This window comes from Nocardia yunnanensis (genome assembly GCF_003626895.1).
In the GTDB taxonomy this organism is placed as follows: Bacteria; Actinomycetota; Actinomycetes; order Mycobacteriales; family Mycobacteriaceae; genus Nocardia; species Nocardia yunnanensis.
Genome location: NZ_CP032568.1, coordinates 2,371,756 through 2,389,091, shown reverse-complemented (window position 1 = coordinate 2,389,091; position 17,336 = coordinate 2,371,756). Strand labels below are relative to the sequence as shown.

Sequence of the window (17,336 nt, the reverse complement as noted above, 5' to 3'; positions counted from 1 at the left end):
TGCCGAACGGTTTGCTGATAGGTTACGACCATGCCCGGCCCGATCCAGTCGATCGAGCGCGCCGCGGCCGTGCTGCGGCTGCTGGCGCGCGGGTCCGGGCGCATGGGGGTGGGGGAGATCGCCGCGGCGCTGGGACTGGCCAAGCCGACCGCGCACGGGATTCTGCGGACGCTGCAGGGCGTGGGGTTCGTGGATCAGGACGCGGCGAGCGGCAAGTATCACTTGAGTCCGGCGCTGCAGGATCTCGGGGCCGGGCATCTGGATGCCAACGAGTTGCGCTCGCGCGCGATCAATCGGGCCGACGCGCTCGCGGCCCGCAGCGGGGAATCGGTGCGCATCGCCGCGCCGGTGGACGGGGGAGTGGTGGTGATCCATCACGTCTTCCGGCCCGACAACACCGAGCAGGAACTCGCGGTGGGCGAGGAATTGCCGCCGCACGCAACGGCTTTGGGCAAGGTGCTGCTGGCCTACGACGGCGAGCTGGCCGATGCCGTAGGCGGGGGCGAGCTGCCTGCGCTCACCCATCGCACCCTGATCGATCCGATCGCGTTGCGGCGGGCCGTGTCCGAGGTCCGGCGCACCGGCTGGGCGGGCGATATCGGGGAATTCCGTTCCGGCGAGGCGAGTGTCGCCGCGCCGATTCGCTCCCGGGGTGGTTTGGTGGTGGGTGCCATCGGCGTCAGCGGGCCGGTCGACCGGCTCTGCGACGGGCAGTTGCGCTTCCGGGCCGCTCTCGTCGCTCAGGTGCGCGAGGCGGCGGCCGCGGTGTCCCGGGATCTCGGAGGCGCACAGTGACATACGAGGATGCGCGGACCTACGAGGATGTGCGGTGACCCAGAAATACGTGCTCGCCATCGACCAGGGCACCACCTCGACCCGCGCCATTCTCTTCGATCAGCGCGCCCGGCTGACCGGGGTGGCGCAGCGCGAACACAAACAGCACTATCCGCGCCCGGGCTGGATGGAGCAGGACGCGCTCGAGATCTGGCGCAATGTGGAGCGCATCGTGCCCGCGGCACTGCGGGATTCGGGAATCACCCTGGAACAGGTGGCGGCGCTGGGCATCGCCAATCAGCGCGAGACCACGGTGGTGTGGGACGCGCGCACCGGCACGCCCATCGGGCGCGCCATCGTGTGGCAGGACGTGCGCACCGAGGAACTCGTCGAGCGGCTGCGCGAAAGCCCTGGGGCGGAACGCATTCGGGAACTGTGCGGACTGCCGCTGGCCACCTACTTCGCCGCGCCCCGGCTGCGCTGGCTGCTGGATCGCACACCGGGACTGCGAGATCGGGCCGCACGGGGCGAGGTGCTGTTCGGCACCATGGAGACCTGGCTGATCTGGAACCTCACCGGCGGCGCCGATCACGGCGTGCACGTCACCGACGTCACCAATGCCGGGCGCACGCTGCTGATGAACCTGTCCACCCTGGAGTGGGACGACGAACTGTTGCGGTTCTTCGACATTCCGAAGGCCATGCTGCCGCGCATCCAGCCCTCCACCGGCGACTTCGGGACCGCGCGGCGGGTGCTGCCCGGGGTGCGGATCGCGGCGGCGCTCGGCGATCAGCACGCGGCGCTGTTCGGGCAGACCTGTTTCGCGCCGGGCGAGACCGAATGCACCTACGGCACCGGCGGTTTCCTGCTCATGAACACCGGGCGCGAGCTGGTGCGCTCCGAGCACGGGCTGCTGACCACCATCGGCTATCAGGTGGGTCCGGAACCGGTGTACGCGCTGGAGGGACCGATCGCGGTGACCGGGTCGCTGGTGCAGTGGCTGCGCGACAACATCGGGCTGATCACCAGTGCGCCGGAGATCGAAACCCTCGCCGGCACAGTCGAAGACAATGGCGGCTGCTATCTGGTGCCCGCGTTCTCCGGCCTGTACGCGCCGCATTGGCGCAGTGACGCGCGCGGCCTGCTGATCGGGCTGACCTCCTATGTCACCAAGGGCCACATCGCCCGGGCCGTGCTGGAGGCCACCGCCTGGCAGACCCGCGATGTCGTGGAGGCCATGAACGCCGACTCCGGGCTCAGCGCCGCCGCGCTGCGGGTGGCGGGCGGCATGACCTCGGACAATCTGCTCATGCAGATCGTCGCCGATGTCCTCGACATTCCGGTGATGCGGCCCATCGTGGCCGAGACCGTCTCGCTGGGCGCGGCCTACGCGGCGGGGCTGGCCGTCGGTTACTGGCCGGATCTCGAGGGTCTGCGCCGCAATTGGCGGGTCGCCGCGCAGTGGCTGCCGCGCATGGATCCGGGCCTGCGGGCCGAGGAATACGAGAACTGGACCCGGGCGGTGCGGCTGAGCTTCGGTTGGCTGCGCCCCAAGAAGTCCTTGACCTAGTTTGGATGTATGCGGCTCTACGTCGGTTGCGCAATGTGGACACACCCGGATTGGCAGGAGAAGCCGCTACCCCCGGCCGAACGGCTGCGCACCTACGCCTCGTGGTGCAATGCGGTGGAGGGCAACACCACCTTCTACGCGACCCCGCAGCGGCGCACCGTCGAATCCTGGGCCCGCCAAACCGATCCCGACTTCCGCTTCGTCATGAAGCTGCCCCGCACCATCACCCACGACCGCCGTCTCACCGGCGTCGACGAGGAGATGGCCGCGTTTCTCGACGCCCTCGAACCGCTGGGCCGGCGCCTGCACGCGCTGTGGGTGCAGCTGCCCGCCTCCTTCACCCAGCTCCCGGCGCTGGCCGACCTGCTGGACGCGCTGCCCTCCCACTACCGCTGCGCCGTCGAGGTGCGCCACCCCGTCTTCTTCGAAAACCCGCGCGCCACCGCCCAATTGGAGGCGGTGCTGGAGGCCGCGGGCGCGGAATGGATCCCCTTCGACACCACCGTGCTGTTCGAACAGCCCGCCACCAGTCCCGCCGAATACGAGGCCCGCGCCAAGAAGCCCCACAACCCCCGCCGCACCCGCGCCCTCACCCGGTACCCCATCGTCCGCTACCACGGCCGCGACGATCCGGCCGCCACCGTCGCGGGCTGGCAGCCCTGGATCGACACCACCGTGGCCTGGCTGCGCGAGGGCCGCTCCCCGACGATCTTCATCCACACCCCCGACAACGCCTCCTCCCGCACCCTCGCCCGCCGCTTCCACGCCGACGTCCGCGCGCGACTGCCGGACCTGGACCCGCTGCCCGACCCCCTCCCGACCGATCCCATGACCCTGTTCTGACTCCCGTGCACCCGACGCTTCGGCTCGGGCCGAAGTATCGCGGCGGCAGACTGGAGGCATGGAACCGATCAGAGACGGCGATGTGGATATCTCCGGCGCCGCCCGGCTGCTGGCGGATCCGGCGCGGGCACGGATGCTGACGGTGCTCACCGATGGGCGGGCGCAACCGGCGGGGGAGCTGGCGCGGGCGGCGGGCGTGACGGCCGCGACCGCCAGCGAGCACCTCGGCAAGCTGGCCGAGCAGGGCTGGCTGGCGGTGGAGCGGGTGGGCCGGCATCGCTACTACCGGATCAGCCTGCCGGAGGTGGTGCAGGTAATCGAGGCGATGGCGGTGATCTCCCCGATCGAGCCGGTCAAGTCGCTGCGCGGCAGCCGCACCCACCGCGATCTGCGGCTCGCGCGCACCTGCTACGACCACCTCGCCGGGGCCGTGGGCGTGGCCCTCTTCGACGGCCTGTGCGACGCGTCGCTGCTCGACATCGTCGACGGGCACTGGACCGCCGCCGAGCGGGCGCACCCGCTGCTCGACGAATTGGCCATCGCGCCCACCGATCTGCACCGGTTCGGCCGCCGCCCACCCGCCCGGACCTGCCTGGACTGGTCCGAGCGCCGCTACCATCTGGCCGGCGGACTGGGGGCACTGCTGCTCACCCGCATGCTCGACGCCGGCTGGTGCGCCCACGCCGCGACACCGCGCGCGATCACCGTCACCACCTCGGGGTGGGCGGCCCTGCACCGCACCCTCGGCATCGACCGTGAGACCGTCACGACCGGTCGGCCGGAAGCCGAATCCGCCTGACGCGGGGCGGTATCCGGGCCGCCCACGGTTCGGCGCGGGCCGAAACGATTCCGGGACAGGGTGGAAGACATGACCCCGACACTCGAACCCGCTCGGAAAGCGGGCGCTACCCGAACCGGCGGTGGGGGACTGGCGCTCACCGCGATCTCCGCCGGATTCTTCCTCGTCATCCTCGACACCACGATCGTCGCCGTCGCCCTGGATCGGATGGCGATCGGGTTGCGCACCAGCGTGACCGGACTGGAATGGGTGGTGGACGGCTACACGGTGACCGTCGCGGCGCTGCTCATGCTGGGTGGCGGACTGGCCGACCGGTTCGGGGCGCGCCGTTGCTTCCTGACCGGGCTGGCCTTCTTCGGCCTGGCCTCGGTGGCCTGCGCGGCCGCACCCGGCGTCGGAGTGCTGGTGGCGGCGCGAGTAGTGCAGGGAATCGGTGCGGCGCTGTTGATTCCGGCCTCGCTGGCCTTGATCCGGCACACCTATCCCGATCCGGCGGACCGCGCCCGCGCCACCGGCATCTGGGGCGCGATCGGGTCGACCGCCGCCAGCTGCGGACCGGTACTGGGCGGGGTGCTCTCCGAAAACTTCGGCTGGCCCGCCGTTTTCGTGATCAATGCGCCGATCTGCGCGGCGACGGCCATCCTGCTGTGGCGCACGGTACCGTCGGTACCCGGTGCGGCGGAATCGATTCCGATCGCCGGGCACCTCTCGACTGTCGTCGCCATGACCGGCGTGACCGCGACGGCTATTCTCGCGGGGGCACGGCCGCTGAACTCGGTGGCGCTCGTCATCGCGGTGGTGGCGGCGCTTCTCGGTCTCGGGACCGGTGTGGTCGCCGCGCGTCGTGGAAACGGCTTGCTGCCCAGCGATCTTCGCCGCTCCTGGGCGTTTCGCGGTGGCGCGCTGATCGGCCTGGCGCAGAACTTCGGCTTCTACGGTCAGCTCTTCGTGGTGAGCCTGTACCTGCAACGCCAACTCCACTATTCGCCGACCGCGACGGGTTTCGCCCTGTTGCCCGAGGCGGCCATCGGCATCCTGGCCTCGGCGCTCGGCGGCCGCCACGCCGCCCGGCGCGGACCCCGCCGCGTCATCGTCACCGGTCTGACCGTCGGCGCGACGGGCTTGCTCGGCCTGGCCTGCACCGGTCCGCACACGCCGTATCCCGTGCTGGCGATCCTGTTGCTGCTCACCGGTTTCGGCATGGCGTACACGATGCCCGCCGCCACCCACGTGACCGTCTCCGCCGCGGGACCGGACCGGGCGGGGCTGGCGGGCGCCGCCTTCAATGCCGCCCGCCAGCTGGGCTCGGCCCTGGGTGTGGCCGTCGCCGGTTCGCTGCTGGCGCTGGCCCCGGCCGCGATCGCCCTTCCCCTGGCGATCGCGGCCGCGGTCTTCCTGGCCGCCGCGTTGCTGGCGACCCGGCTGCGCGGTTCAGCCGATGAGAACCGGTGACTCCTGCGCCCGCTGGGCCTCCCGCGCGAGCGCCCGGTCGCGCTGCTCCTCGAAGCGCACCACGTCCTTGCGCAGCTTGTCGAGGAACTCGCCCAGCTCGTTGCGGCGCTGATCGCCGAACGCGCCGAAGTCGGTGCGCTCGAAGATGTTCCACTTCTTGAGGTTGGGCAGCAGCACCTCCTCGAGATGCTGGCGCAGATCGTAGATGCCGTGCTTGGCCATCAGCACGCCGTTGCGGCGGAAGTTGGGCATCCCCATACCGGGCATCTGGAAACCCATGACGATATTGGTGATGGCGTCGATGGCCTGGTCCGGCGAGAGGTCCAGGGCCGCACCGCACATATTGCGATAGAAGATCATGTGCAGGTTCTCGTCGGCGGCGATGCGCTGCAACATACGGTCCGCTACGGGGTCATTGCACACTTTGCCGGTATTGCGATGTGAAACTCGCGTTGCCAATTCCTGAAAAGTCACATAAGCGACAGAATGCATGAATCCGGCATCGGCGGTGACGCGCCGATCGCTGTGCTTCTTGATCAACTGAGCGGCGTTGTAGCCGTTGGTCATGTGAATCATGCGCGCCTGTTCCAGCGCCACCGGATCCACGCCGCGGGTCACCACCAGATAGTCGCGAATCACGATGCCGTGCCGGTTCTCCTCGGCGGTCCAGCGACCCACCCAGGTGCCCCACGCGCCGTCCTGGGAGAAGTTCTCGGCGATCTCGCGGTGGTAGCTGGGCAGATTGTCCTCGGTCAGCAGGTTGGTGATCATGGCCGCCTTCGCGACCTCGCTGAGCTTGGACTGTGCTGGCTCCCAGTCGACTCCGTCCATTGCTGCGAAGTTGCGACCCAGATCCCACGGCACATAGTCGTGCGGGTGCCACTCCTTGGCCATCGATAGATGACGGTGCACATTCTGCTCGGCAATCGGCTCCAGCTCGATGAGCAGCTCCAACTGCGTGAGACTCCTGGCCACGATCGTATGCCTCCCTCGGAATGGCTCGGCCTGCGAGAATGATGGTGGAGAACAGAATGCTGAAGTTCCGGCGGCGACCGCCGGGGCGAAGGTGATCCGAGTCGGCAAGAGATGTCCGCGTGTCGTCCAATAGGACTGGTCGGCTTCGCCTCGGATAATCTAGCCCAGTTCGCCGATGATTGGCTTCATACCTCGCCGTTGAGTTCCTGGCTCGGCCCGCTCGCTAGTTGCCTACCCCGTCCTTCACAGCCCACGCGGATCGCCTGACGGTTCGCCGAAGCATTGCTACGGAGAGTGAACATGCAGACGCCCCACCGCCGGAATTTCCCCAGTGTCGTTGTCACCGCGCTCGCGGCGACCACCTCGATCGCGGGTGACGTCGACTCGACCTGGAAGGGACTACTCAACGGCGAGAGCGGGATCGACGTGCTCGAGGACAGCTTCCTCGACGATTTCGGCCTCCCGGTCCGCATCGGCGGGCACCTCAAGGTCTCGCCCACCGATCAGCTCTCCAAGGCCGAGGCGCGCCGGCTGTCCTACGTCGAGCAGATGGCGGTGGTGCTGGGCCGTGAGGTCTGGGCCAACGCGGGATCGCCGGAGGTGGACCGGGATCGGCTCGGCGTGGCGATCGGCACCGGGCTGGGCGGGGCGGAAATGCTCATGTCCGCGCGCGACAAGCTGGTCAACGGCGGCTACCGCAAGGTGGTTCCGCATACCGTGCAGACCGTCATGCCCAATGGCGCGGCCGCGTGTGTCGGGGTGGAACTGGGCGCGAGGGCCGGTGTGTCCACGCCTGTTTCGGCTTGTTCGTCCGGTTCCGAGGCGATCGCGAACGCCTGGCGCATGGTCGTCATGGGCGATGCCGACATGGTGGTCACCGGCGGCGTGGAGGGATCCATCCAGGCGCTGCCCATCGCCGGCTTCTCCATGATGCGCGCCATGAGCACCCGCAACCATGATCCCAAGGGCGCGTCCCGGCCCTTCGACAAGGACCGCGACGGTTTCGTTTTCGGTGAGGCCGGGGCGCTCATGGTCATCGAGACCGAGGAGCACGCCAAGGCCCGCGGCGCCACCATTCACGCCCGCATCATGGGCGCGGGCATCACCTCCGACGGATTCCATCTGGTCGCACCGGATCCGGAGGGCACCGGCGCGGCGCGCGCCATGTCGCGCGCCATGGAGTACGCGGACATCTCGAAATCCGATGTCACGCATATCAATGCGCATGCCACCGCCACGCCCATCGGTGATACCGCGGAGGCCAATGCCATCAAGCAAGCCGTCGGCAACCATGCCGCGGTGTACGCGCCCAAGTCCGCTCTCGGACATTCCATCGGGGCGGTCGGCGCGCTGGAGTCGGTCATCACCGTCCTCAGCGTGCGGGACGGAATCGTGCCCGCCACACTGAATTTGGAGAACCAGGACCCCGACATCGACCTCGATGTGGTGAAAGGCCAGGCCAGGCCCGGTCGATACGACTACGCCCTGAACAACTCCTTCGGCTTCGGCGGGCACAACGTGGCCATCGCGTTCGGCCGGTACTGAGCCGTTTCGCCGTTGCTGCCGAGCCGAGTTCGGTTGGTACGAGTGACGCGGGAATCCGGCACCTGCTAGAGTTCCCCAGCCCCCAGCTACATTCGGGCTTTCGTGTCGATCTTTGTTCGGTGTCACTGCACAGTCTCTCGGCTGTGAGTTGAAGAAGGATAGGGAATGATCGGCGAGACCTTCGAAGACGTTCTGGACGAGCACGGCAACATCAAGATCCCCGAGAACCGGACCATGGTCGACCTGGTGGACCAGCACGCCGCGGTCAACGGGGACGAGCTCGCCTACCGCTTTATCGACTATTCGCGCGAACGCGACGGCGAATACCACGATCTGACGTGGAACCGCTTCGGTGTCCGGCTGCGTGCGGTGGCCGCCCGGCTGCAGCAGGTCACGCAGCCGGGCGACCGGGTGGCCATCCTGGCGCCGCAGGGCCTGGACTACATCGTGGCCATGTACGCCGCGGTGTACGCGGGCAATATCGCGGTGCCCCTGTTCGATCCGGAGGAGCAGGGCCACAGCGACCGGCTGCACGCCGTGCTCTCCGACTGCACCCCGGCGGCGATCCTGACCGTCGGCACCGCCGCGGCGGGCGTGCGCGAGATCTTCAAACACCTACCCGTGCCGCGGCGTCCGCGCATCATCGCGGTCGAGGCGATTCCGGACAGCGTGGGCGAGAGCTGGGTGCGCCCGGTGATCCGCATGGACGATGTCGCGTATCTGCAGTACACGTCCGGTTCGACCCGGACCCCGGCCGGTGTCGAGATCACGCACCGGGCGGTCGGTACCAACCTGCTGCAGATGATCGACGCCATCGGCATCACCGAGAAGGCCCGCGGCGTCACCTGGCTGCCGCTGTTCCACGATATGGGCCTGCTCACGGTCATCCTGCCGACCATCGGCGGCAAGTACATCACCATCATGTCGCCCAGCGCCTTCGTGCGCCGGCCCTACCGCTGGATCAAGGAGCTGGCCGCCCAGGAGGACGGCGCCGAGATCTTCGCCGCCGCACCCAATTTCGCCTTCGAGCACGCCGCCGCGCGCGGATTGCCCAAGGCCGGTGAGGAATTGGACCTGTCCAATGTGATCGGCCTGATCAACGGCAGCGAGCCGGTGTCGGTGACCTCGATGCGAAAGTTCAACGACGCCTTCGCCCCCTACGGCCTGCCCAAGACCGCCATCAAGCCTTGCTACGGCATGGCCGAGGCCACCCTGTTCGTCTCCGCCACCAAGCGCGAGGACGAGGCCCGCACGGTCTGGGTGGATCGCGCCCGGCTCAATGCCGGCCGCATGGTGGAGGTCGACGAGCACGCGGAAAACGCGGTGGCCCAGGTGTCTTGCGGCTACGTCGCGAATTCGCAGTGGGCGGTGATCGTTGACCCCGAGACCGGTGCGGAACGCCCTGACGGCGAGGTCGGCGAGATCTGGCTGCACGGCGCGAACATCGGCCGCGGCTACTGGGGCCGCCCCGAGGAGACCGAGGCCACCTTCCACAACCGCCTCACCGCCCGACAGCCCGACAGTCACGCCGAAGGCGCTGCGCCGGAAGCGAACTGGATGCGTACTGGCGATTTCGGCGCGTACTACGACGGCGAGCTGTTCATCACCGGCCGCGTCAAGGACCTGGTGATCGTGGACGGCCGCAACCACTATCCCCAGGATCTCGAGTACTCCGCCCAGGAATCGAGCACCGCCCTGCGCCCCGGCTTCGTCGCGGCTTTCTCGGTCTCGGAGAACCAGCTGCTCGCCGACGCGGTCACCACCCCCGCCGACACCCGCGAGCAACTGGTCATCGTCGCCGAACGCGGCACCGGCGCCGCCAAACTCGACCCCGAACCGATCACCGAAACCGTCCGCGCCGCCATCGCCAAACGCCACGGCGTCACCGTCCGAGACCTCCTCCTGGTCCCCGCCGGCTCCATCCCCCGCACCTCGAGCGGCAAAATCGCCCGCCGAGCCTGCAAAGCCGCCTACCTCGAAGGCACTCTCCGCGGCGCCCACCGCCAGCAAGCCTTCCCCGACGCCCTCGATTGATCCGCTGAGTGGCACACCAGCGAGGGAAAAACGGACAAATCCCCTCGGTGGTGTGCCACTCGGCGGTCAGGGGGCGATGAGCGGGATGGACAGGGCGGGGAGGGGGCCTCGTGGTTCGAGGATGACGCTGTCGGTCAGGTTGCCGATGATGATCGGGACGAAGCCGGTGGTTTTGATGAGGTCGGCCACTCGGCACAGGGCGGCGGGGTGGTCGCCCGCGATCGGGGCGACTATGCGGCCCATCGACGTCAGCGGGCCGGAGTGGAACATCGGTGTGGTGAATCCGTTGAACGCCTTGACCAGCTGGGCCTTCGGGAGCAGCTCGGCGACCACGGAACTGGTCGGGCGTCCGTCCGTGCTCAGCAGGGTGACGCTGCCGTCCGCTTCCCGCACGTACGGGTTCACCGGATCGACCCAGATCTTGCCTTCCAAGTCGGGCAGTTCCTTTGCCAGCGCGGCCAATTCGAGCCAGGGCACCGCGCCGACGAGGATGGTCGAGGAGCCGGCCACCAATTCGACGTCGCCCGGATAGGTGTGGCGCAGTCCGCGCGCGGCCACGGTGTCCGACAACTCGTCGAGATGGCGGCTGGCGATGTGCACGGTGTGTCCGGCACGGTCGAACAGTCCCGCCAGGCTCAGGCCGAAGTGTCCGGCCCCGAAGATTCCCACATCCATGCCCGCACACTCCTGTGTCCGGAGGGGTGTTCCGACTTCAGTAAATACCTAGCAACCGTGCGACTCGTCCGTAGTCGCCATTGCGTGATGAATCAATTATCGAGTTGTATCGAGGTGGCGGTCGCGGCGGGGTGCGCGGCGTGCTTCGCCAGGGCGCGGGCGGCGGCCGCGAGCCGGGTCCGCAGGGCCAGATCGGCGACCAGGCCGTCGGGTCCGATATCGCTCGGCACCACGGTGATTCGCTCGCACGCGGCCTCCACGATCTCGGCCCCGGCGTAGCCGACCACGGTGCGCAGGGTGGCGACGGCGGCCTCGCCACAGCCCTCGTAGGCGACATTCACGTAGGCGACCGGCTTCTCGCTGAGGTCGGCATTGCCGATCGTCCATTCGAGCAGGTTCTCGAGGCTGCCGGGGATCATGCCCGCGTACTCGGGCGTGCAGAACAGCACCGCGTCGGCCGCGCCGAGCTGCCGATGCAGCTCCGCCACCGCCACCGGTTCGGGGTCCGTGCCCGGAACGAAAGGCGGCAGCGCGAGCAGGTCCGCGTAGAGGTCGGCCGTGAAATCGGATCCGGCGTCGGCGGCGATGGTGCGCAGCGCCGCGCTGTTCGTGGAGCCCTCACGGGTGCTGCCCGAGATCAGCAGGAGGCGGGGAATGGTCACGACTGCGGCAACGTGGCTGGGGCCGGGAGTATTTCGGCCCGGTGTGACCGTTGTCTCTGATGCGGCATCCCAACAGATGGGAGTTGTTGTGACAAGAAGTGTCGCAAAGTTCCATTCTGGGTATGGTTTTCCTACGGCCGAACTGTCCGGGACAGCTGTAACGTTCGGATCCGGTTGTGCGACAACTGCATAACGCGAGTTTGTGAGAAGGGCAGGCAACGATGACTGCGAACACCAACCGCTTCGACGAGGCGGCGGTCGGTGCCGGACATCCCGGCGCGTTCGAACCCGGCGCGCTGGTGGCCGCCGAACCGATGACGGCCCGCATGCTGCCCGGCGTGCGACTGCCCGCGCGCGCCTGGCGCATTCGCTACACCACGACCACCGCCCAGGGTGCTCCGACGCAGGTCACCGGCACCGTACTGGTGCCGAACGCCGCGTGGCGCGGACCCGGCTCGCGCCCACTGCTGGGCTACGCGGTCGGCACCCAGGGTCTCGCCAACACCGTGGCCGCCGCGTCCTGGCAGCTGCGCTACGGCATCGAATACGAATCCCTGTTCCTGCGTGCGGCACTGCGTCGCGGCTGGGCGATCGCCATCACCGACTACCCCGGACTCGGCAGCCCGGGCCTGCATCCCTACGTCATGGGCCGTGCGCTCGGCCCGGCCGTGCTGGACAGCATGCGGGCCGCTCGCCGCCTGCCCGAGGCGGAACTCGATCCGGACGGACCGCTGGGCATCTACGGCTACTCCGAGGGCGGCAATGCCGCGGGCTGGGCGCTGCAGTTGCAGCCCACCTACGCACCGGATCTGCCGCTGGCGGGCGGCGCGGTCGGCTCGGCCCCCGCGGATCTGGTCGACATGGTGAAGTTCCTCGACGACACCCCGTACGCGGTGCTGCTGTTCTACGGCGTCCTCGGCATCGAGGGCGCGTATCCGGAACTGAATGTGCTGCAACACCTCAACCTGCCGGGCCGGCTGCTGGCCGCACTGGTCCGCCGCACCCACGCCGGGGTCGCGGCGGTGGTCGGCATCGGGGCGGGCATGGTGGTGCCGACCAAGGTCTCGACCTACACGCATCGGCCGCCGTTCGAGGTGCCCGAGGTGAAGGCGCGCCTGCTGGAGAACCGGCTGGGCGGAATCGCCCCGGCCGCACCGGTATTGGTGGCGGGCGGCACCAGCGAGCAGATCATTCCGTATCCGCAGGCGGTTCAGCTGGCGGAGGACTGGAAGGCGCTGGGCGCCGACGTCACCATGAAGACCCTCGAGGGCCGCGAGCACATCGGCGGCGCGATGGCTTTCGCGGGACCGGCCATGCGCTTCCTGGCCGACCGCTTCGCCGAATCCGCATCCGTACCCCTGCGCCGCGGGGCCTGACGCGTCTGTCATCCCGCCCGCGGCGCCTGACGCGTCGTCATCCCGCCCGCGGCGCCTGACGCGTCGTCATCCCGCCCGCGGCGCCTGACGCGTCGTCATCCCGCCCGCGGCGCCTGACGCGTCGTCATCCCGCCCGCGGCGCCTGACGCGTCGTCATCCCGCCCGCGGCGCCTGACGCGTCGTCATCCCGCCCGCGGCGCCTGACGCGTCGTCATCCCGCCCGCGGCGCCTGACGCGTCGTCATCCCGCCCGCGGCGCCTGACGCGTCGTCATCCCGGCATGCTTGTGGCCGGGATCCACACTGCGAGAGGTGGATCCCGGCCAAGAAGCGCGCCGGGATGACGAGGGCGAGACTCAGTTGCCGACGCCCCAGTGCAGGACGCGCGAGGTGAACAGCACCAGCGCCAGCGACACCACGGCCACCGTCACCAGACCGGCCACCGCGACCACCAGGGGTCGCCACCCGGTGCGGGCGAGCTCGCGAATATTGGTATTGAGCCCCACGCCCGCGAAGGTCAGCAGGAACGCCCACCGCGACACCGCACCCAGATTCGCGACCTGGGCCTTGTTGAGCCAGTGCACGGTCGCCAGCGCCGACACGGCCAGGAAGCCCAGCACGAACTTCGGGAACTTCGCCCACACGAACGCGGCCTTGGCGCGCAGTCCCGGCGCGAGGGCGTCGGCCTCGCCGCGCCCGGCCCAGTAGGCCGCGAAGCCCAGCACCACGAAGCCGATCAAGGCATTGCGGGTCGACTTGACCAGCACCGCGACCTTGCCCGCCGCATCGGAGTACAGGTAGCCGGTGGCGGTGGTCTCCGCGGTGTTGTCCACGGCCAGACCCGCCCACAGCCCGAACTCGTGATCGCTGAGCCCGAGGGCGTGACCCAGCGGCGGCAGCGCGAACAACGCCACCGCGCCCAGGGCCAGAATCGCCGCGATGGCATAGGAGACATCGGAATTGCGGGCCCGGATCGCGCCCTTGCCGGCGATGATCGCCGACACCCCGCAGATCGCGGTGCCGATGGCCAGCAGCGAGCCGAGCTTGCCCGAGAGCCCCAGCTTGCGGGCAACCAGCAGGATGATCGCCCCCGACACGGTCATGTCGACCAGGATCTGCACGAAGCTGGTGCCGCCCAGTTTGGCGACGTCGCCGAGCACGAAGCGCGCGCCCAGCGCGATGATGCCGATCTTGAGCCAGAATTCGTAGGTGCCGATGCCCGGTTTGAAGATCGGGTGCAGGCCAACGGTATTGGTGATCAGCAGGCCGATCAGGATGGCCCACAGCACGTATTCGATGTCCGGGACGGTCCAGTGCTCGTGCTTGGCGAGCTTCAGCCACCAGATCTCGGCGTACTTGCCGAGCAGGCCGACCGCCACGAGCAGCAGGACGCCGGGCACGAAGCTCAGCAGGCGGGTCAGGGTCAGCGGGGCGCCGGGTTCGTCGAAAGCCGTGTCCTCGCCGTCGTTTTCGGCGGCGGTCGCGGTCAGTTCCGGGTTGGCGGTGATGTCACTCATGGCGTCACCACGGGATCTTCGGCAGCACGTCGAACACGGCGAGTGCGACCACCACGCCGGACACGATCACCGACCACCAGTCCGCGCCCAGCCGCCCGAGGGCGTCGGGCCACGACGGTCGGGCAGCGGATGTCTCCGGTGCGGGTTGGGGACTGTTCACCAGGGGCCTCCAGGTATGAAAAGCGCAGTACAGCAGGTGAACTATGGGGTCCCCGGCGGGATTCGGACAGCGTTGGAATCGAGCTGATTTCAGCCGATCGGCCCACTATGGCCGAATGTGTCGATTTTCTGGCCGCCGCTCTGTCATGGCCGGATCGGCGCGGCTCGTAGCGTCGAAGCCGTTCACATCGCAGTGAGGAGAGGGACGCATGAGTGCCAGCCCGTCGTTCGACTACGACGTCCTCGTCATCGGTTCCGGATTCGGCGGCAGCGTCAGCGCGCTGCGGTTGACCGAGAAGGGTTACCGGGTCGGCGTGCTGGAGGCGGGGCGGCGCTTCGCCGATCACGAGTTCGCCCGCACCTCCTGGCGGCTGCGGCAGTATCTGTGGGCTCCGGCGCTGGGCTGCTTCGGTATTCAGAAACTGGCGCTGCTCAACGACACGTTCGTCATGGCGGGCGCGGGCGTCGGCGGCGGCTCGCTGGTGTACGCCAATACGCTCTACGAGCCGCCGGACAAGTTCTACGCCGACCGCCAGTGGGGTCACATCACCGACTGGAAGGCCGAGCTCGCCCCGCATTACGACCAGGCCAAGCGCATGCTGGGCGTGACCGCCAACCCGGCCACCACGCCGGCCGACCGCGTCCTGCGCGAGGTGGCCGCGGAGCTGGGAATCGGCGACAGTTACCGGCCCACCCCCGTCGGCGTCTTCTTCGGCGGGCCGGGCCGCCGTCCCGGCGAGGATGTCCCGGACCCGTTCTTCGGCGGCGCCGGCCCGGACCGGCGCACCTGCACCCACTGCGGCGAATGCATGACCGGCTGCCGCCACAATGCCAAGAACACTCTGGTCAAGAACTACCTGTACCTGGCCGAAAAGGCCGGTGCCACAGTGCATCCGCTCACCACGGTCACCGACGTGCGCCCGCTACCTGGCGGCGGCTACGCCGTCGAGACCGTGCGCACCGGCCGCCCGCTACGCCGCGGTCGCCGCGAATTCACCGCCGAGCAGGTGGTTTTCGCCGCCGCCGCGCTCGGCACCCAGCGGCTGCTGCACCGGCTGCGCGACAAGGGCTCGCTGCCCGGCATCTCGGCGCGGCTGGGTTATCTGTCGCGCACCAATTCCGAGGAGCTGCTCGGGGTGCGGAGCCGGGACCCGCACGCGGACTACACCAGGGGTGTGGCGATCACCTCGTCGATCCATCCCGATCCGGACACGCATGTCGAGCCGGTGCGATACGGCAAGGGCAGCAATGCCTTCGGCCTGATGAGCACCTTCATGGTCGACGATGAGGGCAGTACCTCGCGCCGGCGGCTGTGGCTGCGCGCGGTCCGCCGCCGGCCCCGCGACGCCGCCCGCGTCCACAATCCGCGGCACTGGTCCGAGCGCACGATCGGCCTGCTGGTCATGCAATCGGTGGACAATTCCATCACCACCTACACCAGGCGCGGCCTGTTCGGCCGGCGCATGACCACCAAACAGGGTGAGGGCCAACCCAATCCGACCTGGGTGCCCGCCGGTCACGAGGTGGCGCGCCGTGTCGCCGACGCCGTCGACGGCATCCCGCTCGGCGCGTCCTCGAGCATTCTCGGCATCCCGATGACCGGCCATTTCATCGGCGGCTGCGTCATCGGCGACACTCCCGCGACCGGCGTCGTCGACCCGTACCACCGCCTCTATGGCCACCCGGGCCTGCACATCATCGACGGCTCCACCATCTCCGCCAACCTGGGCGTGAACCCGTCGCTGACCATCACCGCCCAGGCCGAGCGCGCGATCTCGTTGTGGCCCAACAAGGGTGAGCCGGACTCGCGTCCGGAGTTGGGCGCGGCCTATCGGCGACTGACCCCGACCGCGCCCCGCACGCCGGTCGTCCCGCCCACCGCCCCGGCCGCCCTGCGGCTGCCGCTGGTCGGATTCGGCGAGAACCGGATGTCGAATGTCGAATCCTGATCGGATCAGAGGGTCAGCAGCCGGGCCTTGGCCGCTTCGTATTCGCGGGTGAGGCGTTCGACCACGGCGGCGGCCGGGAGCACGGCGTCGACCGCGCCGATGCCCTGGCCGGAGCCCCAGATGTCCTTCCACGGCTTGGCGCCCGGGGCGCCCGGCTCGGTGTCGCCGGTGCCGAAATCCATGGCGGACGGGTCGGATTGGGCCAGGTTGTCGGGATCCATGCCGGCGGCGGTGATGCTGCCGCGCAGGTAGTTGCCGTGCACGCCGGTGAACAGGTTGGAGTAGACGATGTCCGCGGCGGCGGAGTCGACGATCATCTGCTTGTAGCCGGGCACCGCATTGGCCTCGTCGGTGGGGATGAAGGCCGAGCCGATGTAGGCCAGATCCGCGCCCGCGGCCTGGGCGGCGAGGATATTGCGGCCGTGGGCGATCGCGCCCGACAGCAGCAGCGGCCCGTCGAACCAGGCGCGGATCTCGCTCAGCAGGGCGAACGGGGACTGGGTGCCGGCGTGGCCGCCCGCGCCCGCGGCCACCGCGATCAGGCCGTCCGCGCCGCGCTCGATCGCCTTGTGCGCGAACACGTCATTGATGATGTCGTGCAGCACGATGCCGCCGTAGGAATGCACCGCCTCGTTCACGTCCGGGCGCGCGCCCAGCGAGGTGATGACGATCGGCACCCGGTGCTCGACCACCGTGGCCAGATCCTCCTCCAGCCGGTCATTGCTCTTGTGCACGATCAGATTCACCGCGTAGGGCGCGGACGGCTGCTCCGGATTGTCGGCGTCGTGCTTGGCCAGCTCCTCGTTGATTCGCACCAGCCATTCCCGGAACTGCGATTGCGGCCGCGCGTTGAGCGACGGGAACGAGCCCACGATCCCGGCCTTGGACTGGGCGATGACCAGCTCGGGACCGGACACGATGAACATCGGGGACGCGACCGCGGGCAGGCGCAGGCGCTCGGACAGGATGGGCGGCAGGCTCATTGACCAGATTCCTTCATCAAGGGGT

15 protein-coding genes are annotated in these 17,336 nt (G+C 69.0%); 9 read left to right on the top strand and 6 right to left on the bottom strand.

From position 1 onward, the window contains the following. Nucleotides 1-30: 30 nt before the first annotated feature. From D7D52_RS10940 to D7D52_RS10920, 5 genes are all read left to right on the top strand, one after another. The gene (locus D7D52_RS10940) at nucleotides 31-795 is read left to right on the top strand and encodes an IclR family transcriptional regulator (RefSeq protein WP_120736216.1); all 765 of its coding nucleotides are present in this window, start codon (nucleotides 31-33) and stop codon (nucleotides 793-795) included. 34 nt (nucleotides 796-829) lie between these two features. Beyond that, nucleotides 830-2,344: a glycerol kinase GlpK gene (gene glpK, locus D7D52_RS10935; protein WP_120736215.1), complete on the top strand. Its 1,515-nt coding sequence runs from the start codon at nucleotides 830-832 to the stop codon at nucleotides 2,342-2,344. Nucleotides 2,345-2,377: 33 nt separating this feature from the next. After that, nucleotides 2,378-3,187, top strand: coding sequence for a DUF72 domain-containing protein (locus D7D52_RS10930; RefSeq protein WP_246023784.1), 810 nt, complete (start codon nucleotides 2,378-2,380; stop codon nucleotides 3,185-3,187). 58 nt (nucleotides 3,188-3,245) lie between these two features. Beyond that, nucleotides 3,246-3,986, top strand: coding sequence for an ArsR/SmtB family transcription factor (locus tag D7D52_RS10925; RefSeq protein ID WP_120736213.1), 741 nt, complete (start codon nucleotides 3,246-3,248; stop codon nucleotides 3,984-3,986). Between the two features lie 69 nt (nucleotides 3,987-4,055). Then, entirely contained in the window at nucleotides 4,056-5,438 is a 1,383-nt protein-coding gene (locus tag D7D52_RS10920; protein WP_162958271.1) for an MFS transporter, read from the top strand. Here D7D52_RS10920 and D7D52_RS10915 read toward each other — a convergent pair. Beyond that, nucleotides 5,418-6,413 (bottom strand): acyl-ACP desaturase, encoded by a 996-nt coding sequence (locus tag D7D52_RS10915; RefSeq protein WP_120736211.1) that lies wholly within the window; start codon nucleotides 6,411-6,413, stop codon nucleotides 5,418-5,420. The two genes, D7D52_RS10920 and D7D52_RS10915, sit on opposite strands and share 21 nt — an antisense overlap. A gap of 300 nt (nucleotides 6,414-6,713) precedes the next feature. Between D7D52_RS10915 and D7D52_RS10910 the strand changes: the two genes are divergently transcribed. Next, nucleotides 6,714-7,958 (top strand): KasA/KasB family beta-ketoacyl-ACP synthase, encoded by a 1,245-nt coding sequence (locus D7D52_RS10910; protein WP_120743995.1) that lies wholly within the window; start codon nucleotides 6,714-6,716, stop codon nucleotides 7,956-7,958. Nucleotides 7,959-8,123: 165 nt separating this feature from the next. Further along, nucleotides 8,124-9,992, top strand: a complete 1,869-nt coding sequence (fadD32, locus tag D7D52_RS10905; protein WP_162958270.1) for a long-chain-fatty-acid--AMP ligase FadD32 — start codon at nucleotides 8,124-8,126, stop codon at nucleotides 9,990-9,992. Nucleotides 9,993-10,058: 66 nt separating this feature from the next. Here the strand turns inward: fadD32 and D7D52_RS10900 are convergent, their stop codons facing one another. Together D7D52_RS10900 and D7D52_RS10895 are read right to left on the bottom strand one after the other, a co-directional pair. Next, nucleotides 10,059-10,667 carry an NADPH-dependent F420 reductase gene (locus D7D52_RS10900; RefSeq protein WP_120736210.1) on the bottom strand — a complete coding sequence of 203 codons (609 nt, stop codon included), beginning with the start codon at nucleotides 10,665-10,667 and terminating at the stop codon, nucleotides 10,059-10,061. Between the two features lie 92 nt (nucleotides 10,668-10,759). Then, nucleotides 10,760-11,329 carry an NADPH-dependent FMN reductase gene (locus D7D52_RS10895; protein ID WP_120736209.1) on the bottom strand — a complete coding sequence of 190 codons (570 nt, stop codon included), beginning with the start codon at nucleotides 11,327-11,329 and terminating at the stop codon, nucleotides 10,760-10,762. Nucleotides 11,330-11,550: 221 nt separating this feature from the next. Here D7D52_RS10895 and D7D52_RS10890 point away from each other — a divergent pair, with 221 nt between their 5' ends. After that, nucleotides 11,551-12,705, top strand: coding sequence for a lipase family protein (locus D7D52_RS10890; RefSeq protein ID WP_120736208.1), 1,155 nt, complete (start codon nucleotides 11,551-11,553; stop codon nucleotides 12,703-12,705). 354 nt (nucleotides 12,706-13,059) lie between these two features. On the opposite strand, the gene D7D52_RS10885 is transcribed toward D7D52_RS10890, so the two are convergent. Both D7D52_RS10885 and D7D52_RS37690 read right to left on the bottom strand, forming a co-directional pair. Next, complete coding sequence (locus D7D52_RS10885; protein ID WP_120736207.1) at nucleotides 13,060-14,220, bottom strand: YeiH family protein; 1,161 nt, start codon at nucleotides 14,218-14,220, stop codon at nucleotides 13,060-13,062. A gap of 4 nt (nucleotides 14,221-14,224) precedes the next feature. After that, entirely contained in the window at nucleotides 14,225-14,380 is a 156-nt protein-coding gene (locus D7D52_RS37690; protein WP_162958269.1) for a hypothetical protein, read from the bottom strand. 208 nt (nucleotides 14,381-14,588) lie between these two features. Between D7D52_RS37690 and D7D52_RS10880 the strand changes: the two genes are divergently transcribed. After that, nucleotides 14,589-16,328 (top strand): GMC oxidoreductase, encoded by a 1,740-nt coding sequence (locus D7D52_RS10880; RefSeq protein ID WP_120736206.1) that lies wholly within the window; start codon nucleotides 14,589-14,591, stop codon nucleotides 16,326-16,328. 5 nt (nucleotides 16,329-16,333) lie between these two features. Here the strand turns inward: D7D52_RS10880 and D7D52_RS10875 are convergent, their stop codons facing one another. Further along, nucleotides 16,334-17,311, bottom strand: coding sequence for an NAD(P)H-dependent flavin oxidoreductase (locus tag D7D52_RS10875; protein WP_120736205.1), 978 nt, complete (start codon nucleotides 17,309-17,311; stop codon nucleotides 16,334-16,336). Nucleotides 17,312-17,336: the final 25 nt, after the last annotated feature.